This window comes from Pseudomonas quebecensis (assembly GCF_026410085.1).
GTDB lineage: Bacteria > Pseudomonadota > Gammaproteobacteria > Pseudomonadales > Pseudomonadaceae > Aquipseudomonas > Aquipseudomonas quebecensis.
In genome coordinates this window covers 2461387-2479632 of sequence record NZ_CP112866.1, presented here as the reverse complement: position 1 = coordinate 2479632, position 18246 = coordinate 2461387, and the positions used below count along the sequence as shown (strand labels likewise).

Annotated in this window: 23 protein-coding genes; 13 read left to right on the top strand and 10 right to left on the bottom strand. The window is 60.2% G+C overall.

Annotated elements, in window-relative coordinates; translation table 11 throughout:
* Positions 1-37: 37 nt before the first annotated feature.
* Positions 38-400 (top strand): histone-like nucleoid-structuring protein, MvaT/MvaU family, encoded by a 363-nt coding sequence (locus tag OSC50_RS11595; protein WP_181077711.1) that lies wholly within the window; start codon positions 38-40, stop codon positions 398-400.
* A gap of 109 nt (positions 401-509) precedes the next feature.
* Here OSC50_RS11595 and OSC50_RS11590 read toward each other — a convergent pair whose 3' ends face one another.
* Positions 510-1046: a DUF4946 domain-containing protein gene (locus OSC50_RS11590; RefSeq protein ID WP_266249733.1), complete on the bottom strand. Its 537-nt coding sequence runs from the start codon at positions 1044-1046 to the stop codon at positions 510-512.
* 196 nt (positions 1047-1242) lie between these two features.
* Here OSC50_RS11590 and gloA point away from each other — a divergent pair, with 196 nt between their 5' ends.
* A complete protein-coding gene (gloA, locus tag OSC50_RS11585; protein ID WP_181077713.1) occupies positions 1243-1764 on the top strand; it encodes a lactoylglutathione lyase in 522 nt (173 codons plus the stop codon).
* A 51-nt stretch (positions 1765-1815) separates the two neighbouring features.
* Here gloA and ahpF read toward each other — a convergent pair whose 3' ends face one another.
* From ahpF to OSC50_RS11570, 3 genes are all read right to left on the bottom strand, one after another.
* Positions 1816-3381 (bottom strand): alkyl hydroperoxide reductase subunit F, encoded by a 1566-nt coding sequence (ahpF, locus tag OSC50_RS11580; protein ID WP_181077714.1) that lies wholly within the window; start codon positions 3379-3381, stop codon positions 1816-1818.
* 133 nt (positions 3382-3514) lie between these two features.
* A complete protein-coding gene (ahpC, locus tag OSC50_RS11575; RefSeq protein ID WP_003191303.1) occupies positions 3515-4078 on the bottom strand; it encodes an alkyl hydroperoxide reductase subunit C in 564 nt (187 codons plus the stop codon).
* 133 nt (positions 4079-4211) lie between these two features.
* Positions 4212-5144 carry a site-specific integrase gene (locus OSC50_RS11570; RefSeq protein ID WP_266249447.1) on the bottom strand — a complete coding sequence of 311 codons (933 nt, stop codon included), beginning with the start codon at positions 5142-5144 and terminating at the stop codon, positions 4212-4214.
* Between the two features lie 172 nt (positions 5145-5316).
* On the opposite strand from OSC50_RS11570, the gene OSC50_RS11565 reads away from it, so the two are divergent.
* Positions 5317-6324, top strand: a complete 1008-nt coding sequence (locus tag OSC50_RS11565; protein WP_266249449.1) for a DNA-binding protein — start codon at positions 5317-5319, stop codon at positions 6322-6324.
* Here the strand turns inward: OSC50_RS11565 and gorA are convergent, their stop codons facing one another.
* A complete protein-coding gene (gene gorA, locus OSC50_RS11560; RefSeq protein ID WP_266249452.1) occupies positions 6325-7683 on the bottom strand; it encodes a glutathione-disulfide reductase in 1359 nt (452 codons plus the stop codon).
* Positions 7684-7788: 105 nt separating this feature from the next.
* Positions 7789-8628 (bottom strand): UTP--glucose-1-phosphate uridylyltransferase GalU, encoded by an 840-nt coding sequence (galU, locus tag OSC50_RS11555; RefSeq protein ID WP_003173830.1) that lies wholly within the window; start codon positions 8626-8628, stop codon positions 7789-7791.
* Positions 8629-8935: 307 nt separating this feature from the next.
* On the opposite strand from galU, the gene OSC50_RS11550 reads away from it, so the two are divergent.
* Together OSC50_RS11550 and OSC50_RS11545 are read left to right on the top strand one after the other, a co-directional pair.
* The gene (locus OSC50_RS11550) at positions 8936-9121 is read left to right on the top strand and encodes a hypothetical protein (RefSeq protein ID WP_181077722.1); all 186 of its coding nucleotides are present in this window, start codon (positions 8936-8938) and stop codon (positions 9119-9121) included.
* 144 nt (positions 9122-9265) lie between these two features.
* On the top strand, positions 9266-9547 hold the full coding sequence (locus OSC50_RS11545) for a hypothetical protein (protein WP_181077723.1): 282 nt from the start codon (positions 9266-9268) through the stop codon (positions 9545-9547).
* 4 nt (positions 9548-9551) lie between these two features.
* Here the strand turns inward: OSC50_RS11545 and OSC50_RS11540 are convergent, their stop codons facing one another.
* The 4 genes from OSC50_RS11540 to OSC50_RS11525 form a co-directional block, all read right to left on the bottom strand.
* Positions 9552-9782 carry a hypothetical protein gene (locus tag OSC50_RS11540; protein ID WP_034098003.1) on the bottom strand — a complete coding sequence of 77 codons (231 nt, stop codon included), beginning with the start codon at positions 9780-9782 and terminating at the stop codon, positions 9552-9554.
* Positions 9783-9857: 75 nt separating this feature from the next.
* On the bottom strand, positions 9858-10781 hold the full coding sequence (locus OSC50_RS11535) for a c-type cytochrome (RefSeq protein ID WP_266249458.1): 924 nt from the start codon (positions 10779-10781) through the stop codon (positions 9858-9860).
* The gene (locus OSC50_RS11530; RefSeq protein WP_181077727.1) at positions 10778-11425 is read right to left on the bottom strand and encodes a c-type cytochrome; all 648 of its coding nucleotides are present in this window, start codon (positions 11423-11425) and stop codon (positions 10778-10780) included. Before OSC50_RS11530 ends, OSC50_RS11535 begins: the two co-directional genes overlap by 4 nt.
* A gap of 170 nt (positions 11426-11595) precedes the next feature.
* Positions 11596-11946, bottom strand: a complete 351-nt coding sequence (locus OSC50_RS11525; protein ID WP_181077729.1) for a hypothetical protein — start codon at positions 11944-11946, stop codon at positions 11596-11598.
* Between the two features lie 212 nt (positions 11947-12158).
* On the opposite strand from OSC50_RS11525, the gene OSC50_RS11520 reads away from it, so the two are divergent.
* The 8 genes from OSC50_RS11520 to modC all read left to right on the top strand — a co-directional run bounded on the left by OSC50_RS11520 (position 12159) and on the right by modC (position 18242).
* Entirely contained in the window at positions 12159-12461 is a 303-nt protein-coding gene (locus OSC50_RS11520; protein WP_003191319.1) for a DUF1883 domain-containing protein, read from the top strand.
* Between the two features lie 24 nt (positions 12462-12485).
* Positions 12486-12653 carry a hypothetical protein gene (locus OSC50_RS11515; protein WP_181077731.1) on the top strand — a complete coding sequence of 56 codons (168 nt, stop codon included), beginning with the start codon at positions 12486-12488 and terminating at the stop codon, positions 12651-12653.
* A 4-nt stretch (positions 12654-12657) separates the two neighbouring features.
* Complete coding sequence (gene alkB, locus OSC50_RS11510) at positions 12658-13323, top strand: DNA oxidative demethylase AlkB (protein WP_266249464.1); 666 nt, start codon at positions 12658-12660, stop codon at positions 13321-13323.
* A 75-nt stretch (positions 13324-13398) separates the two neighbouring features.
* On the top strand, positions 13399-14451 hold the full coding sequence (gene ada / locus OSC50_RS11505; protein WP_253507801.1) for a bifunctional DNA-binding transcriptional regulator/O6-methylguanine-DNA methyltransferase Ada: 1053 nt from the start codon (positions 13399-13401) through the stop codon (positions 14449-14451).
* A gap of 109 nt (positions 14452-14560) precedes the next feature.
* Positions 14561-15619, top strand: coding sequence for an NAD(P)H-dependent flavin oxidoreductase (locus OSC50_RS11500; protein ID WP_266249467.1), 1059 nt, complete (start codon positions 14561-14563; stop codon positions 15617-15619).
* Between the two features lie 104 nt (positions 15620-15723).
* Positions 15724-16476, top strand: a complete 753-nt coding sequence (gene modA / locus OSC50_RS11495; protein ID WP_266249469.1) for a molybdate ABC transporter substrate-binding protein — start codon at positions 15724-15726, stop codon at positions 16474-16476.
* Positions 16477-17157 carry a molybdate ABC transporter permease subunit gene (gene modB / locus OSC50_RS11490; protein WP_181077742.1) on the top strand — a complete coding sequence of 227 codons (681 nt, stop codon included), beginning with the start codon at positions 16477-16479 and terminating at the stop codon, positions 17155-17157.
* Between the two features lie 5 nt (positions 17158-17162).
* Positions 17163-18242 carry a molybdenum ABC transporter ATP-binding protein gene (gene modC, locus OSC50_RS11485; protein ID WP_266249471.1) on the top strand — a complete coding sequence of 360 codons (1080 nt, stop codon included), beginning with the start codon at positions 17163-17165 and terminating at the stop codon, positions 18240-18242.
* The last annotated feature ends 4 nt before the right edge of the window (positions 18243-18246 follow it).

Sequence of the window (18246 nt, the reverse complement as noted above, 5' to 3'; positions counted from 1 at the left end):
GTTGATATCAGCCAACTACACTATTGGAGTACCGATTTTGTCCAAACTCGCCGAATTTCGCGCAGCAGAAAGAGCCCTTCAAGAGCAGCTTGCCCAGCTGGAATCCTTGAAGAACGATGCCAGCCTGAAGAAAGAAATCGAATTCGAAGAAAAACTCCAGGGGCTGATGAAAACCTACGGCAAGGGCCTGCGTGACATTATTGCCATCCTGGACCCTAACCCAGGCAAGGCCAGCAGCGTTGCCAGCGCGCCAAAGCAGCGCCGCGCACGCGTCGTCAAGGTCTATCAGAACCCGCACACCGGCGAGTTGATCGAAACCAAGGGCGGCAACCACCGTGGCCTCAAAGCCTGGAAGGAAGAGCACGGCGCACAAACCGTAGAGTCCTGGCTGCGCAAGTGAACCGCACCCAGTCACATAAAGCCCCGCACATGCGGGGCTTTTTATTCAAGGTTCGAAAGTGAACTTAAATAACATTTCATTTTGTTCAGAATCGCTCGATGCCACTGGCTTAAAGTTTCAAGCTGTTACGCACCGAGCCCACTTCATTCTTGCTTTCGTCATAGGCCTGTGGCTGACCGGCGTATGAAAATACATACGCTTTATCGGTATCCACCGCGCCTATCAATGTTTGCGAGAGCACGTGACGGCCGTTTTCGGTAATCACGCAAGTAGTTTCCAGCGCATCGAGACGGCTTAATGTCGTAGGGTGCATTTTGGTGCACACACTTTGATAGCCACCTTGGGCGAAGTCTTTCTGGATAGATTTGCGCATCTCCAGCAACACCCCTTGAAGATTAACTTTATGCCCCGCTTCAATGGGCGTACCAGTCAATTCCATAACCATCAGGGTCTTGCCATTCTCGTCATTCTTGATCGCCCGTTGCCGGGACACAGCCTGCGCCTGGGCGGGCGTATCCGCCGCAGGGGCCACCTCTTCGATCTGCCAGCCGCTGGGCCAATGGATTTCCGGTTCAGCAGCCACTGCCCACGGGCTGGCCAGCAGCACACACATAGCGCTCAATAGCGGTTTACGACAGTCGATCATTGCGAAAACACCAAAAGGTCGAGCCACAAAGTGTGAGCCCCTCCAGCGGCTGGTCGCAAGGCCCGCGCCGGGCTTTTTCATTTGGCGCGGCGGCCAGGCCTTGCGTATCATGGCCCGGCTGCATGAATGCTTGCCGCAAGCCAAGGGAGCGCTCCCGAGTGGAGTCGCGTTTGCCCCATTTTTTTCTGGAGGGCCCATGAGCCTGCACGAACTGAACACTGTCCCCGGCGTTACCGCGCAACCTGACACCGCCACCACGCACTTCGTGTTCAACCACACGATGCTGCGCGTCAAAGACATCACTCGTTCGCTGGATTTCTACACCCGCGTTCTGGGCTTCTCGCTGGTTGAAAAGCGCGATTTTCCGGAAGCCGAATTCAGCCTCTACTTCCTGGCCCTGGTGGACAAAACCCAGATCCCCGCAGACGCCGCCGAGCGTACTCAGTGGATGAAGTCGATCCCCGGCATCCTGGAACTGACCCACAACCACGGCACCGAAAACGACCCTGCCTTCGCCTACCACAACGGCAACACCGACCCGCGCGGCTTTGGTCATATCTGCATTTCGGTGCCGGATATCGTCGCTGCCTGCGAGCGCTTCGAAACCCTGGGCTGCGACTTCCAGAAGCGCCTGACCGATGGCCGCATGAAAAGCCTGGCGTTCATCAAGGACCCGGACGGTTACTGGGTTGAGATCATTCAGCCAGCACCGATGTAAACAAAAAAACCCCATGATCTCTCATGGGGTTTTTCATTTGCGTGCTCGGTTTTACGCCGGGGCGGATGTGCGGATCAGGTGATCGAACGCGCTCAGGGAAGCCTTGGCGCCCTCGCCCACTGCGATCACGATCTGCTTGTACGGCACTGTGGTGACATCGCCGGCGGCAAACACGCCGGGCAGCGAGGTCTCACCACGGGCATCGACGATGATCTCGCCACGGGGCGTCAGCTCCACCGTGCCCTTGAGCCAGTCGGTATTGGGCAGCAGGCCGATCTGTACGAAAATGCCTTCCAGGTCGAGCGTTTTGAACGCACCGCTGTCGCGATCCTTGTACGCCAGGCCGGTGACTTTCTGACCGTCACCCTTCACTTCGCTGGTCAATGCGCTGGTGATCACCTCCACGTTCGGCAGGCTGTACAACTTGCGCTGCAGCACCGCATCAGCGCGCAGCTTGCTGTCGAACTCAAGCAGCGTCACGTGACTGACGATACCCGCCAGGTCGATGGCTGCTTCGACACCGGAGTTGCCGCCGCCGATCACCGCCACGCGCTTGCCCTTGAACAGCGGGCCGTCGCAGTGCGGGCAGAAGCACACGCCCTTGGCCTTGTATTCCTGCTCGCCCGGCACGCCCATTTCACGCCAGCGTGCGCCGGTGGCGAGGATCACCGTTCTGGACTTGAGCGTGGCGCCACTTTCGAAGCGGATTTCGTGCAGCTCTCCGGGATTCTTTGCTGGAACCAGGCTGCTGGCGCGCTGCAGGTTCATGATGTCAACGTCGTACTGACGCACGTGGGCTTCCAGGGCACTGGCCAGTTTCGGCCCTTCGGTTTCCTGGACCGAGATAAAGTTCTCGATCGACATCGTGTCCAGCACCTGGCCACCGAAACGCTCAGCGGCGACACCGGTGCGGATACCTTTACGTGCCGCGTAGATGGCCGCCGACGAGCCCGCCGGGCCTCCGCCGACCACCAGCACATCAAAGGCGGCCTTGGCGCTGATTTTCTCGGCAGCTTTTTCGGCGCCGCTGGTGTCGAGCTTGGCGAGGATTTCTTCCAGGCCCATGCGGCCCTGGCCGAAGTTCACACCATTGAGGTAGACGCTCGGTACCGCCATGATCTGACGTTCGTCGACTTCGGCCTGGAACAATGCGCCGTCGATGGCGACGTGGCGGATGTTGGGGTTGAGCACGGCCATCAGGTTCAACGCCTGGACCACGTCCGGGCAGTTCTGGCAGGAGAGTGAGAAGTACGTCTCGAAGCTGAACTCGCCCTTCAGCGCACGGATTTGTTCAATCACTTCAACACTGGCCTTCGACGGGTGGCCACCGACTTGCAGCAGGGCCAGCACCAACGAAGTGAATTCATGGCCCATGGGGATGCCGGCGAAACGCAGACTGATTTCGGCACCCGGGCGGTTGATGGAAAATGACGGCTTGCGCGCATCATCGCCATCGGTTTTCAACGTGATCAGCGTGGTGAGGCTGGTGACGTCTTGCAAAAGAGCCAGCATTTCCTGGGATTTCGCACCGTCGTCGAGGGAAGCGACGATCTCGATCGGCTGGGTGACCCGTTCCAGGTATGACTTCAACTGAGCTTTAAGATTGGCGTCCAACATACGGGCGATTTCCTGTTAATTCGGTTTATTACAGTCGAAAAAAAACGCCCGAGCGAATCTCGCCCGGGCGTTTTTAGGGGCGGTTGCGGCTTACTTCACAGGTGCGGAAACCCGCCCCAGGTGCTTCACAGACTTAGATCTTGCCGACCAGGTCCAGGGACGGAGCCAGGGTGGCCTCGCCTTCTTTCCACTTGGCTGGGCAGACTTCGCCCGGGTGGGCGGCAACGTATTGAGCAGCCTTGATTTTGCGCAGCAGCTCGGAAGCGTCACGGCCAACGCCGCCGTCGTTCAGCTCAACGATTTTGATCTGACCTTCCGGGTTGATCACGAAGGTACCGCGGTCCGCCAGGCCGGCTTCTTCGATCAGCACGTCGAAGTTGCGCGAGATGGTCAGGGTCGGGTCGCCGATCATGGTGTACTGGATTTTGCCGATGGCCGGCGAAGTGTTGTGCCAGGCCGCGTGGGCAAAGTGGGTGTCGGTGGAAACGCTGTAGATCTCGACGCCCAGTTTCTGGAACTCGGCATAGTTGTCAGCGAGGTCTTCCAGCTCGGTTGGGCAAACGAAGGTGAAGTCGGCTGGGTAGAAGAACACGACCGACCACTTGCCTTTCAGGTCAGCGTCGGTCACATCTACGAAGCTGCCGTTTTTGAACGCGGTGGCTTTGAACGGTTTTACTTGGCTGTTGATGATAGGCATCGTTGACTCTCCGTCAGGGGTTAAGAAGTTGATGGGGTGAATCCTACCCAGTCTGTTGATAGATGGCTCATTGGCAAACCTGATGCTGACGATTGGTTTTCGCTATCAGGTAACCGTATATATAGAAGAAAAATCAAATCAACGGTTGGCTGGCCAGCGTCATCCCCAGAAAGGGCGTCGCTTCAACATAGCGCATGGCGGATTTCATGTCGTTCCAGCCGACGTAACTCATCAACGACTTCATATCCCAGCCGCTGCGATGGGCCCAGGTGGCGAAGCCTCGGCGCAGCGAATGGCTGGTGTAGTGCTCGGCGGCAATCCCGGCCCGCTCAAGCGCCTGGCGCAATAGCGGAATGACACTATTGGCGTGCAAACCCGTCTCTGCCAGGTTGCCCCAGCGATCAATGCTGCGGAACACCGGCCCACGCACCAGCGCCGCGGCGTTCAGCCAGTCGCTGTAGGCCTGCACCGGGCACAAGCGCAACAATGCCGGCGTGTGATAGGTCTTGCCGAGGTTGTCGCGGTCACTCTTGCTGCGCGGCACATACAGGCTGATGCCGACGCCAGGCGTTGCCTGCACATGCTCGACCTGCAGACGGCACAGTTCGTCGCTGCGAAAGCCACGCCAGAAACCCAGCAGGATCAGGGCCGTATCGCGCTTGGCGCGCAGCACGCGCGCGGGGTCCTGAGCCGCATTTGCCTCTTGCGCGTCGCGCTCAAGAAAGGCCACCACTTGCTCAAGATGCTGGAGCTGCAACGGCTCGGCCTGTTTTTCCCGCGCCGGGTGCACGGCGCGGATGCCTTTAAGCACCTTGCGCACCACCGGCGCCTTGGTCGGGTCGGGAAACCCCTGGCTGATGTGCCATTGCGCCAATGCAGACAGGCGCAGTTTGAGCGTGTTGACCGCCAGCACGCCCGCATGCGCCACCAGATAGCGCGCCACGCTGTCGCTGGTCGCCGGCAGGAAACCGCCCCAGATAACCTCGAAGTGCTCGATCGCGGCGCGATAGCTGCGACGCGTGTTATCGCGGGTGGCGGCGGTGAGGTATCGATCCAGATCGCTCATGGGCGGGCCTATTCGTACGGTAAACGGAGGTGGCAGGCGCTTAAAACGCGCATGACACGGGATAATACGCCAATATCCCATCTGTTGAATCTCAAATTTAACGGCGTTTTCATACGTGATACAGTATGTAAATACATACTATGTAAAACAGTATCAAATCGACGGAGACTCCATGGCACGCGGCGGCATTAACAAAGCAGTAGTTCAGACGGCACGCCTGGCGATCATCGCCCGTGGCGAACATCCCAGCATCGACGCGGTACGCATCGAAATGGGCAATACCGGCTCCAAGACCACCATTCATCGGTATCTGAAAGAGCTGGACGACAGCGAAACCCGCGCCAGCATTACTGCGGCACCGATCGACGATGAATTGAGCGAATTGGTCGCGCGCCTGGCCCAACGCCTTAAAGACAAGGCTCAAGAGCCGATCGACCTGGCATTGGCGCAATTTGAGCAAGAGAAGGCCGCCCTGCTCGCCCAACTGCAAACGCTGCAGGACGCGCACCAGCAACTTCAGCAACAGTTCGATATTCAGGCCGCCGCTCTGGCCGAAGAAAGCGCGGCACTGCAGACCGCCAGCACCAGCCTGCAGACAGAGCAGACCCGCAACGCCGGGCTCAGCCAGGCATGCAGCGATTACGAATTGCGCATCAACGACAAGGACGAGCAGATCCGCTCATTGGAAGACAAGCACACGCACGCGCGGGATGCCCTTGAGCACTACCGCACGGCTATCAAGGAACAACGCGAGCAGGAACAGCGACGGCACGAGGGTCAGTTGCAGCAGATCCAGGCAGAACTGCGCCAGGCCCAGCAGAGCGCCATGGTTCGCCAGGACGAGATCACGCAATTGCATCGGGATAACGAACGCTTGCTCATCGAGCATCGAGTTACGCTCAAAGAGCTGGCGGCCCTGCAGGAGAGCGCCCGCAAGGACCAGGCCGAGCATCTCAAGCTCAACGAACGCCTTAATCGTATCGACAGCGAGCGCGCCTTGCTTGAGGAGCGCCTGCGCGTGGCATTGCTGGACAGTCAGTCACGCCAGGAGGCATTGGCTGAATACCAGCAAGCCAACAAGGCCCTGGAACTGGACCTGATCAAGGCTCAGGCCAGTATCGAAGCCTTGCGTCTGGCTACCGCCGTTGCGACGGCGCCAGAGGCCAAGCCAGCCGACTGATCAGTCGGCCACGGGAGTGCGCATGGTGACGAATTCTTCCGCCGCCGTAGGATGCACGCCGATGGTTTCGTCGAAATGCCGTTTGGTCGCGCCCGCCTTGAGCGCGATCGCCAGGCCCTGGACGATTTCGCCGGCATCCGGCCCGACCATATGGCAGCCGAGCACCTTATCGGTGTCGGCATCCACCACCAGCTTCATCAGGGTTTTCTCCTGGCAGTCGGTCAGGGTCAGCTTCATCGGACGGAAACGGCTTTCGAACACCTGGACCTGGTGGCCGCTCTTCTTCGCCTCCTCCTCCGTGAGGCCCACCGTGCCGATATTCGGCAGGCTGAACACGGCGGTCGGGATCATCGCGTAGTCCACCGGGCGGTACTGCTCAGGCTTGAACAGGCGCCGAGCCACGGCCATGCCTTCAGCCAGGGCGACCGGCGTCAGCTGTACGCGGCCGATCACATCGCCGATGGCCAATATCGAAGGCTCGGTGGTCTCGTACTGATCATTGACCTGCACAAAGCCACGCTCATCGAGGGTGACGCCGGTGTTCTCCAGCCCAAGGTTATCCAGCATGGGGCGCCGACCGGTCGCGTAAAACACGCAATCGGCTTCCAGCACGCGACCATCCTTGAGGGTAGCTTTGAGACTGCCATCGGCTTGCTTGTCGATGCGTTCGATGTCGGCATTGAATTGCAGGTCCAGACCGCGCTTGGTCAGCTCCTCCTGCAAATGCTTGCGCACCGAGCCGTCAAACCCACGCAGGAACAAATCACCGCGGTACAACAGGCGGGTTTGCGCGCCCAGTCCATGGAAGATTCCGGCAAACTCAACGGCGATATAACCGCCGCCAACTACCAGCACGCGCTTTGGCAGCTCCTTGAGGAAAAACGCTTCATTGGAGCCAATCGCATGTTCGCGCCCGGGGATATCCGGAATCTGCGGCCAGCCGCCCGTGGCGATCAGGATGTGCCTGGCCGTGAAACGCTCGCCATTGATTTCCACCTGATGTGGATCCACCAGGCGCGCATGCCCTTCGTGCAGGGTCACGCCGCTGTTGACCAGCAGGTTGCGATAGATGCCGTTGAGGCGGTTGATCTCGCGATCCTTATTGGCGATCAGCGTCGCCCAATCGAAATTCGCCTCGCCCAGGGACCAGCCAAAACCGCTGGCCTGCTCGAAATCCTCGGCAAAATGCGCGCCGTACACCAACAGTTTTTTCGGCACGCAGCCCACGTTCACGCAGGTGCCACCCAGGTAGCGGCTTTCCGCGACGGCCACCTTGGCGCCGAAGCCTGCGGCGAAACGCGCTGCGCGAACACCGCCGGAACCGGCGCCAATTACATACAGATCAAAATCGTAGGCCATTTCACTCTCCTCGGCAGGACATCAGCATACCGACTTACATGGGGCTGAAAAACGAAAAAGCCACCCGAAGGTGGCTTTCTCTTAAAACCAGCGAACAGGCGTGAATCAGTAAGCCTTGCCAGTTTTGTAGAAGTGCTCGTAGCAGAAGTTGGTGGCTTCGATGTAGCCTTCCGCGCCGCCGCAGTCGAAGCGCTGGCCCTTGAACTTGTAGGCAATTACACAGCCATCTTTGGCCTGCTTCAACAGGGCGTCGGTGATCTGAATCTCGCCACCTTTGCCTGGCTCGGTTTCTTCGATCAGCTTGAAGATGTCCGGGGTCAGGATGTAGCGACCGATAATGGCCAGGTTGGACGGTGCGTCTTCCGGCGCCGGCTTCTCGACCATGTCGCGTACGCGGATCAGGCCATCACCAATGTCGTCGCCGGCAATAACGCCGTACTTGTTGGTTTCGGTCGGGTTGACTTCCATCACCGCGACGATAGTGCAGCGGTATTTCTGGTACAGCTTGACCATCTGGGTCAGTACGCCGTCGCCTTCCAGGTTCACACACAGGTCATCCGCCAGTACCACGGCGAACGGTTCGTCACCGATCAGCGGACGGCCGGTCAGGATGGCGTGGCCGAGGCCTTTCATCTGGGTCTGGCGAGTGTAGGAGAACGAGCACTCGTCCAACAGTTTGCGGATGCCGACCAGGTATTTTTCCTTGTCGGTGCCCTTGATCTGATTTTCCAGCTCGTAGCTGATGTCAAAGTGGTCTTCCAGCGCGCGCTTACCGCGACCGGTCACGATGGAGATTTCGTTCAGACCGGCATCCAGGGCTTCTTCCACACCGTACTGAATCAGTGGCTTGTTCACCACCGGCAGCATCTCTTTGGGCATGGCCTTGGTCGCTGGCAAGAAGCGAGTGCCGTAACCGGCTGCTGGGAACAAGCATTTCTTGATCATATGGGTCCTTACAAAGGGCTATGCGTACGGAATTCGGCGCAGTCTAATCAGGCCGCAGCCACCTTACAATGGGTCCTGCTGGCGTTGCGATGTCATCATAGAGAAAAAAACTGAGCGTAAGTTCCACTTATCTTACAAACAGCAGCGCCATTGACTTGGCAAAATTGCCGACTGCTTATGGCCGCTATCTACCTGAATCTTTTAGCACGCTTTCACTGCGGTGCATTGACGTGGATTAACGTGCACGTGTCGACGACATTTGGCGCTATGATTGCGCCCTTGAACCAGACCACGAGATTGTTAATAGATGTCAGAACCCAAAGGTGTGAACGGCTACCTGATTACCCAGCGTGCGGACGGCTGGCACTTGATCAACTTTCACGGCGACAGCGTTGCCGGTTGCTTCGCGACCGAGCGTGAAGCCATTGCGGTCGCTGAAGTGTTCGTGGACGAAGCCGGTCACGCATCGAGCAAGCGGCCGAAGGGCAAGTAAGCAGCAGCCCGGGTACATGAAGCCTCGCATAGCGAGGCTTTTTTGCGTTTGTCTGTACGTAGATGGCAGTTCGCTATAATCTTCGGCAAACGCCCCACGACAGTGTCAGCGCGTCCCTCCTAACACCCTTGATGACGAACACCTATGAACAAGATTCTGGCACTGACTGCAGTCCTGGCGCTCGCCGGCTGCACTACCACCTCTGACGTCTATTTGAAAAACGGCGAACAAGGCCTGACCATCGACTGTTCCGGCGAAGCCAATTCCTGGGCCAGCTGCTACGAAAAAGCCGATGCATCCTGCGCGGGCACCGGCTATCGCATCGTTGGCACCGAAGGCACGCCGTCGCTCAAGGAGAGCGACAAGACCCTGGGGCAGGACGTAGGCAACTACAAAAACCGCAGCGTGGTTGTGGTCTGCAAGTAAGCGTTTATAGCTGTATGTCGGCGAACTTGATGCCCAGGCCGCGAATGGTCTCGATCAGGTCATCCAGCCGCTGGAAAGATTCCACTTCATCCTGATCGTCCACCAGGAAAAAACTGCGCCCGCCGCTCTTTTTGAAAAACACGATCCACTCGCCCAGATCGGCCGGATTCTGGATGACATGGGTGGCCGAGATCTGACCCTCGGCGTGGCGGGCTCTGACATCTTCACGTTTCATAACGGGCTTCCAAAAAAGACAAATACCGCGCAACCCCAGGGCTGCGCGGTATTTTTGCATTGAATGGCCGACAGTCTAACGGATGCCCTGCCCGATCAGCACGCCTTCCACTGTTTGGCCATATAGATTGACACCGTCATTGGCATGAAACTTCACCCGGGTTTTCTCTACCGAGCCCTCAATCAGGCGCGGGTCCTGCGGCCGCTCATGACTGTTGATGTAGGCTGCGACATCCCAGGCCTGCTGGTCGCTCAAGCTGGCGCCTTTACCCAGCGGCATGTTGTGCTTGATAAACGCAGCCGCCGTGTTGATCCGGTGCATGCCGGCGCCCCAGTTGTAGGAGTCTTTACCCCACAGCGGCGGCATCGCGTAGTGATCGCCGACCTTTTGCCCCTGCCCTTGCGCGCCATGGCAAACCGCGCACTGATCCCCATACACCTGTGCGCCTCGGGCGATGCTGTAGCCCTGCGCGGGTTGTGCCACATCGGGGTAACCGCGCCCCGGCTGTTCCACGCCCAAGGGCGCCTTACTGGCCAGCCAATAGGAATACACGGACAACGCGGTGATTTCCGGGCTGTCGGCTGCCGGCGGGGTGCCACCGTTCATGCTGAATTGGAAACAACCCTGGAGCCGCTCGGCGTAGGTGTTGACCTTGTCGTTTTTCTTGCGGTAAGCCGGATACATCGGATAAGCCGCCCACAATGGCGCCGAGTTGGCCAGGCGCCCCTGGTCCAAATGGCAATTGCTGCAATTAAGGCCGTTGCCGACAAATTGCGGCGCCAGGCGCCTGGTGTCGACGAATAAGGCATATCCCTGCCTGACCAGCTTGCCGTACGCATTATCCGGCAAGTCTTTTTCCGACGGTGGCTGAAACAACGCGGCTTGTTGGCCAGCCGGGCGTGGCACCAGCTGGGATTGATCTTCCATGGCAATGGTCGCGGCCTGGATCGGCAAAGCCATCAACAAGCCGACCACGCTTACAAGCACAAACGGCTTCATGGCTTGACCTCCAGGCTTAACGACGCGAAATACTGGGCCACGTCCTGGGCTTCCTGCGCAGTCAGTGACTTGGCGATAGGCCCCATCAGGTCGTTGACATCGTTGTGACGGGTGCCGTTCTGCCACGCGATCAACTGCGCGGCGAGGTAGCCCGCGGGCTGCCCGGCTAGCGGCGGGAACGTATCGCCGACGCCGCTGCCAGCCGGCCCGTGACAGCTGACACAGGCTGGAATCTGCCGCTCCCACGCGCCTTGCAAGGCAAGTTTCTGCGCGGCATTGGTCGGCATTTCGCTGCGATACACCGGGACGGGGGCGGCAGCCGGCATTGCGGCGATGGTCTGGCTCAGCGCTTGTACCTCGGCATCCGTCAGCGCGATTGCCAGTGGACGCATCACCGGGTTATCGCGACTGCCACGCTTAAAGTCCTCCAATTGCTTACGCAGATAAGCCGCAGGCAATCCGGCCAACCTCGGAAACCCCGCCGCCGCGACACCGCCGCCGTCCGCCCCGTGGCACGCGACGCAGGCCATCGCTGCGGGCTGCGCGCCCCCCTCGGTGAAAATCTTGCTGCCATCCAACGCGTGCGCGCTGCCCAGCAGAAAAAACAGTGCACTCCCCACCAGTGTTCGTTGCAGAGGTCTCATCATCACTCCCTGTTTATAGTTATAAGCTTAGACATTCACGGCATAAGCCTTACAAATAGTATGGGAATGATCCTGCTTCCACAACGTTCCAGGCGGCATTAAAAAAGCCTGGCGCTGCGTTTGCAGGGCCAGGCTTTTATCGGATTCGAAGGCGCGCGACGGGCTGGAGATCAGCCAGAGATGCAGTCTTCACCGGCTTTTTTCACATCACCTGGGCGAATCGGCACGTTCGACATGCTCTCGTAGAGCTTGATGCTGCTGCCGCTGGAGCGCTCTTCAATTTCGAAGATCGCCGATGGGTCAGCCGAGAATTTCTGCGGCACGATCACACGCACGCCTTCCTTGTGAGGTTCGATCTGCGAAGGACGACGTGTCGTGGACAATTTGTGTACGACACAAGCAGCGTATTCCTGCGGCTTTTTCCCGGAAATGACCGCCAATGTCGGCGGGGTCTGCTTGATGTCTGCAACCGAAGCACACCCACCCAACGCCAAGGCCAGAACCAACACACTCCACTTCATACAAAACCTCCGATAAAGACCCTACGACAGCGGGGATGGTAATTTTCTCCCGGACACGTAGGATTTATCCCTGATCACACGGTAAATAACTGTTTTAAATTGTCGACGGCGTCGAAGACGGGCCGATAATAAACGCGCTGGGGCTGATAAACTCCATCTTAACCTACGTATCCTTCTGATTTTGCAGAAAAAGCCCTTCTGGAGACACTCCCATGAAATTCATCCACCAGCGCGAGCACCTCAACGAGGGAGATATTGTTGTCATCGAATGCTCGCAGACTTGTAATATCCGTCTGATGAGCGATGCGAACTTTCGCAGCTTCAAGAACGGCGGGCGCCACACTTACCATGGCGGCGCGTTTGACAAATTCCCGGCTAAAATCACCGCGCCGAGCACCGGGTTCTGGAACATCACCCTGGACGTCGTCACCCGCCGCGCCATCAGCGTGACCCGCAAACCTGCTTTGTCCCACAAGATTCGCATCGTGCGTCGTACCAGCTCCAAGCTGAGCTGATCCGCCCTTTCACAGGAAATAGCCGTGACCGCCACCACCAAATACGTGATCAAGTACAAACTCAACGACGAGCGTCGTTTCGAGTTTGCCCACCTGCACAGCGACGACGTGGAAGAAGCCAAGCAAGCCTTGGCGAAAATTCACGATGAGAATGATCGCATCACCGACATCAGCGTGAGCAAGGCGCTGTAAGACCATGTCCGGTCCCACTTCTGACCTGTTCGCCGAAGACGCGCTGCAACAGCCCATCGGGCGCGAGCAGATCGGTGAACAGTCCTACGTGCTAAGGGGCTATGCCCTGCCCTGGATTGAGCGCCTTCTGCCCGAACTGCGGCACGTGCTGGCCCAAGCCCCCTTTCGGCAAATGGTCACGCCGGGGGGCTTTACCATGTCGGCGGCGTTGACCAGTTGCGGCGAGTTGGGCTGGACCACGGACGCCTCCGGCTATCGGTACTCGCACCTGGACCCGCGCAGCCAGCAACCCTGGCCGGCCTTGCCCGATGCCTTGCGCGAATTGGCGGTCCAGGCAGCGGCAGACGCCGGTTTCGCCGACTTTGCTCCGGACGCCTGCCTGATCAACCGCTATGTCCCCGGAGCCAAGATGTCGCTGCATCAGGACAAAAACGAGCGCGACTACGGCGCACCGGTGGTATCGGTATCGTTGGGCCTGCCGGCGATCTTCCTGTTCGGCGGCCACGCACGATCGGACAAGCCGCAGAAAATCTCGCTGTTCCATGGCGATGTGGTGGTCTGGGGTGGCGTGGACCGCCTGCGCTTTCACGGGGTTATGCCGATCAAGGAAGGCGTGCACCCGGTGATGGGCCCGCAACGCATCAACCTGACCCTGCGCACCGCCGGTTGATTTGACCGCAAGCTTCGGGGTGTCAGGCCGTCGCGGCACGGCTAATCTGCCATAAAGCCGTCAAGAGTGCCGACCATGCTGACTGAACAAGACCCTCGTTGGGCCGCTGTCCTGGCCCGTGATGCCAGCGCCGACGGACTGTTTGTCTACGGCGTCAAAACCACCGGCGTGTATTGCCGCCCCAGCAGCGCGTCACGACTGCCGCGCCTGGAAAATATCGAGTTCTTTGACACCCCGGCGCAGGCCGAGGCCGCCGGTTATCGTGCCAGCCGACGCGCGGCCGGCGACCAGACGCAACGCGCCGCGCACCATGCGCAATTGGTGGCCGATGCGTGTCGCCTCATCGAACAGAGCGTTGCACCGCCGTCCCTGGCCACCCTCGCAGCCCAGTCCGGCCTGAGCCCTTATCATTTTCACCGGGTGTTCAAGGCGGTGACCGGCCTGACGCCCAAGGGCTACGCCACCGCGCATCGCTCTCGCAAAGTGCGCAATGGGCTCAAAGGTCAACACTCGGTCACGGCGGCCCTTTATGACGCGGGCTTCAATTCCAGCAGTCGCTTTTACGAGTCAGCCGACCAACTGCTCGGCATGACCGCCAGCGACTATAAAGCCGGCGGCGCCCACAACGTCATTCGGTTCGCGGTAGGTCAGTGTTCGCTGGGCGCGATCCTGGTCGCGCGCAGCAACCGTGGCGTGTGTGCGATCCTGCTCGGGGACGACCCGGACACCCTGGTGCGCAACCTGCAGGACCAGTTTCCCAAGGCCGAGCTGGTCGGCGCCGACTCGAGTTTCGAGCAGTGGGTTGCCCAGGTCGTCGGCTTTATCGAAGCGCCCGCGCTGGGCCTCGACCTGCCGCTGGATGTGCGCGGCACTGCATTCGAGCAGCGCGTGTGGCAAGCCTTGCGCGATATCCCCGTGGGCAGCACGGCCAGCTATGCACAGATCGCCGAGCGGATCGGGGCCCCCAAGTCATATCGCGCGGTGGCCCAGGCGTGCGGCGCTAACCGTCTGGCGGTGGCAATCCCCTGCCATCGCGTGGTGCGCAGCGATGGTGAGCTGTCAGGCTATCGTTGGGGCGTTGCGCGCAAGCAGGCGTTGCTGGAGCGCGAGCGTAACAACGAAGGCTGACAGAGCTGCACGAAATGTCCGCTGCGTCCAGTGAATAAAACAGACTGGCCGCGTGCCATACGCCCTGCTAAAAACAGCGAAACCCCTGACCTTCGCTGGAGACCCTCCCATGAGCACCTGGCCTGACACCCGTATTCTCGACTTGCTCGGCATCGAGTTACCCATCATCCAGGCGCCCATGGCCGTAGGCACCACGCCCGCCATGGTCATTGCCGCCAACCAGGCGGGAGCGTTGGGCTCATTGCCCGCCGCCACGCTGAGCATCGAACAACTGCGCGAAGACCTGCGCACCCTGCGCGCGGCCAGCAGCCGTCCGATCAACGTGAATTTCTTCTGCCATCAGCCACCGGTCCCGGACGACGCCCGCGACCACCACTGGAAGGCATTGCTGCAACCCTATTACCGCGAACTGGGTGTCGATTTCGAGGCGCCGACTCCGGTGTCCAACCGCGCGCCGTTCAACGACGAGGCCTGCCAGGTGGTGGAAGCGTTCCGCCCCGAGGTCGTCAGCTTTCACTTCGGGCTGCCGGAAAAAGCCCTGCTGGATCGGGTCAAGGCCACCGGAGCCAAGGTGCTGTCGTCGGCCACCACCGTCGAAGAAGCCATCTGGCTGCAGGCCAACGGCTGCGATGCAATCATCGCCATGGGCATCGAGGCTGGCGGTCATCGTGGCATGTTCCTCAGTGATGACCTCAACACCCAGATCGGCCTGATGGCGTTGGTGCCGCAGATCGTCGACGCGGTCACCGTGCCGGTGATCGCCGCCGGCGGTATTGGCGATGCGCGAGGTATCGTCGCGGCGTTCGCCCTCGGCGCCTCGGCGGTGCAGATCGGCACGGCGTACCTGTTTACCCCCGAAGCCAACGTGAGCGCGGCTCATCACCACGCGCTGCGCCATGCCCAGGCCAGCGAAACTGCGTTGACCAACCTGTTCACCGGACGCCCGGCGCGGGGCATCGTTAACCGAGTCATGCGCGAACTGGGCGCAATGAACCCGGCAGCGCCTGCGTTTCCCCGGGCCGGCGGCGCGCTGATGCCGCTCAAGGCCAAGGATGAGGGCGGTTTCAGCAACCTGTGGTCGGGCCAGGCGTTACGGCTGGGCCGCGACATTGGCACTTACGAGCTGACGCGCCAATTGGCCGAGCAGGCGCTGGCCAGGCTCAGATAACCCTGGCTGTTGCGGCAACGTTGCACTGTACCGGCAGTGGTCGAGCGCTATATATTCGCGTACATAGCGATTAACCCATGTCGTGCATTCCAAGGAGCTGCTTCATGCTGATTCATGCCTCACGTCTGGCCGTCCTGGCTAGCGCCCTCGTTTTCGGCGCGGCCCACGCCGATGAAGTGCAGGTGGCGGTGGCCGCCAACTTCACCGCGCCGATCCAGGCGATTGCCACCGGTTTCGAGCAGGACACCGGGCATAAACTGGTCGCGTCCTACGGTGCCACCGGGCAGTTCTACACTCAGATCAAGAACGGCGCGCCATTCCAAGTATTCCTCAGCGCCGACGACACCACCCCGCAGAAGCTCGAAAATGAAGGCGATACCGTCAAAGGTTCGCGCTTCACTTACGCCGTGGGCACCCTCGCGCTGTGGTCGGCCCAGGCCGGTTATGTCGACGCAGGCGGTGAGGTGTTAAAGCGCAACCAGTTCAAACATTTGTCCATCGCCAACCCGAAAGCCGCGCCTTATGGCCTGGCCGCCACCCAGGTCCTGGCCAAGCAGGGTTTGAGCGAACAGCTCAAGGACAAGCTCGTCGAAGGCCAGAACATTACCCAGGCCTATCAGTTCGTTTCCACCGGCAACGCCGAGCTGGGTTTCGTGGCCTTGTCGCAGATCTATAAAGACGGCAAAGTCACCAGCGGTTCGGCCTGGATTGTCCCCGCGTCCTTGCACGACCCCATCAAGCAGGACGCGGTGATCCTTAACAAAGGCAAAGACAGCGCCGCAGCCAAAGCGCTGGTCGAATACCTCAAAGGGCCGAAAGCCGCTGCCGTTATCAAATCCTACGGTTACGAGCTGTAAATGCCCCTATCGAGTGCCGATTTTTCCGCGATCTGGTTGACCGTCAAACTCGCGACACTGACCACCGTAATCCTGCTGGTCATCGGCACTCCGATTGCCCTGTGGCTGTCGCGCACGCGCTCCTGGTGGCGCGGCCCCGTGGGCGCGATCGTCGCCCTGCCGCTGGTGCTGCCGCCGACGGTCATTGGTTTCTACCTGCTGCTGACCATGGGTCCCAACGGCTATTTCGGCCAGCTCACGCAGTGGTTGGGCCTGGGCACCCTCACGTTCAGCTTCACCGGCCTGGTCATCGGTTCGGTGATCTACTCCATGCCATTTGTGGTGCAGCCGTTGCAGAACGCCTTTTCGGCCATCGGCACGCGGCCTTTGGAAGTCGCGGCGACACTGCGCGCCGGACCTTGGGACACGTTCTTCAGCGTGATCCTGCCCCTGGCGCGCCCGGGTTTTATCACCGCGTCCATCCTGGGCTTTGCCCACACTGTCGGTGAGTTCGGCGTGGTGCTGATGATCGGCGGCAATATCCCGGACAAGACCCGCGTGGTCTCGGTGCAGATCTACGACCATGTCGAAGCCATGGAATATGCCCAGGCCCATTGGCTGGCGGGCGCCATGGTAGTGTTCGCGTTTTTTGTGTTGCTGGCGCTCTACTCCAGCCGCAAAACCAGACTGGGCTGGAGCTGATGTCGATGATGGAGATACGCCTGCACCTGCGGTATTCCGGCTTTGCCCTCGATGTGGACCTGCAACTGCCCGGCCGTGGCGTCACCGCGTTGTACGGGCATTCAGGCTCCGGCAAGACCACCTGCCTGCGCTGCATCGCCGGCCTGGAACGGGCCAGGAATGGCTTAATCCGGATCAACGACGAGGTCTGGCAGGACAGCCGCAGCGGGGTGTTCATGCCGCCGCACCAACGCGCGTTAGGGTACGTGTTCCAGGAAGCTAGCCTGTTCGCGCATTTATCGGTGCGCGCCAATCTGGAATTCGGCCTCAAGCGCACGCCGCGCGCACAACGGCAGGTGGACATGGCCCAGGCCACCGAGCTGCTGGGCATCGGCCATCTGCTCGAACGCCGGCCCCAGCACCTGTCCGGCGGCGAGCGCCAGCGCATCGGCATCGCCCGCGCACTGCTCACCAGCCCCCGCTTACTGTTGATGGACGAGCCCCTCGCGGCCCTCGACAGCCAGCGCAAAAGCGAGATCCTGCCGTACCTGGAACGCCTGCACGACGAGCTGGAGATTCCGGTGCTGTATGTCAGCCATGCACAGGACGAAGTCGCGCGCCTGGCTGACCACATCGTGCTGCTCAGCGAAGGCAAAGCCTTGGCCTGCGGCCCCATTGGCGACACACTGGCGCGCCTGGACCTGCCGCTGGCGCGCGGTGATGACGCCGGCGTGGTGATCAATGGTGTGGTCAATGCCTACGATGCCCACTACCAGTTGCTCACGCTGCAGTTGCCGGGCAGCGCGTTGACCGTGCGCGTGGCCCACGCGCCGCTGGACATTGGCAAGGCGCTGCGGGTCAAGGTGCAGGCGCGGGACGTCAGCCTCAGCCTGCAGGCCGAGGAACCCAGCAGCATCCTCAACCGCCTGCCGGTCACTGTGATCGAGGAGGTCGCTGCGGATAACAGTGCCCACGTGCTGGTGCGCCTGGACGCTGACGGCACGCCGCTGTTGGCGCGCATCACGCGTTTTTCCCGCGACCAGTTGCAGCTGCATCCCGGAAAAGGGCTGTGGGCGCAGATCAAAGCCGTGGCGGTGCTGGCCTAGCAAA

Coding starts and splice junctions, on each gene's coding strand:
- OSC50_RS11590 (WP_266249733.1), bottom strand. CDS start 1,046: ATGATCGACTGTCGTAAACCGCTATTGAGCGCTATGTGTGTGCTGCTG.
- gloA (WP_181077713.1), top strand. CDS start 1,243: ATGAGCCTGCACGAACTGAACACTGTCCCCGGCGTTACCGCGCAACCT.
- ahpF (WP_181077714.1), bottom strand. CDS start 3,381: ATGTTGGACGCCAATCTTAAAGCTCAGTTGAAGTCATACCTGGAACGG.
- ahpC (WP_003191303.1), bottom strand. CDS start 4,078: ATGCCTATCATCAACAGCCAAGTAAAACCGTTCAAAGCCACCGCGTTC.
- OSC50_RS11570 (WP_266249447.1), bottom strand. CDS start 5,144: ATGAGCGATCTGGATCGATACCTCACCGCCGCCACCCGCGATAACACG.
- OSC50_RS11565 (WP_266249449.1), top strand. CDS start 5,317: ATGGCACGCGGCGGCATTAACAAAGCAGTAGTTCAGACGGCACGCCTG.
- gorA (WP_266249452.1), bottom strand. CDS start 7,683: ATGGCCTACGATTTTGATCTGTATGTAATTGGCGCCGGTTCCGGCGGT.
- galU (WP_003173830.1), bottom strand. CDS start 8,628: ATGATCAAGAAATGCTTGTTCCCAGCAGCCGGTTACGGCACTCGCTTC.
- OSC50_RS11550 (WP_181077722.1), top strand. CDS start 8,936: ATGTCAGAACCCAAAGGTGTGAACGGCTACCTGATTACCCAGCGTGCG.
- OSC50_RS11545 (WP_181077723.1), top strand. CDS start 9,266: ATGAACAAGATTCTGGCACTGACTGCAGTCCTGGCGCTCGCCGGCTGC.
- OSC50_RS11540 (WP_034098003.1), bottom strand. CDS start 9,782: ATGAAACGTGAAGATGTCAGAGCCCGCCACGCCGAGGGTCAGATCTCG.
- OSC50_RS11535 (WP_266249458.1), bottom strand. CDS start 10,781: ATGAAGCCGTTTGTGCTTGTAAGCGTGGTCGGCTTGTTGATGGCTTTG.
- OSC50_RS11530 (WP_181077727.1), bottom strand. CDS start 11,425: ATGAGACCTCTGCAACGAACACTGGTGGGGAGTGCACTGTTTTTTCTG.
- OSC50_RS11525 (WP_181077729.1), bottom strand. CDS start 11,946: ATGAAGTGGAGTGTGTTGGTTCTGGCCTTGGCGTTGGGTGGGTGTGCT.
- OSC50_RS11520 (WP_003191319.1), top strand. CDS start 12,159: ATGAAATTCATCCACCAGCGCGAGCACCTCAACGAGGGAGATATTGTT.
- alkB (WP_266249464.1), top strand. CDS start 12,658: ATGTCCGGTCCCACTTCTGACCTGTTCGCCGAAGACGCGCTGCAACAG.
- ada (WP_253507801.1), top strand. CDS start 13,399: ATGCTGACTGAACAAGACCCTCGTTGGGCCGCTGTCCTGGCCCGTGAT.
- OSC50_RS11500 (WP_266249467.1), top strand. CDS start 14,561: ATGAGCACCTGGCCTGACACCCGTATTCTCGACTTGCTCGGCATCGAG.
- modA (WP_266249469.1), top strand. CDS start 15,724: ATGCTGATTCATGCCTCACGTCTGGCCGTCCTGGCTAGCGCCCTCGTT.
- modB (WP_181077742.1), top strand. CDS start 16,477: ATGCCCCTATCGAGTGCCGATTTTTCCGCGATCTGGTTGACCGTCAAA.
- modC (WP_266249471.1), top strand. CDS start 17,163: ATGATGGAGATACGCCTGCACCTGCGGTATTCCGGCTTTGCCCTCGAT.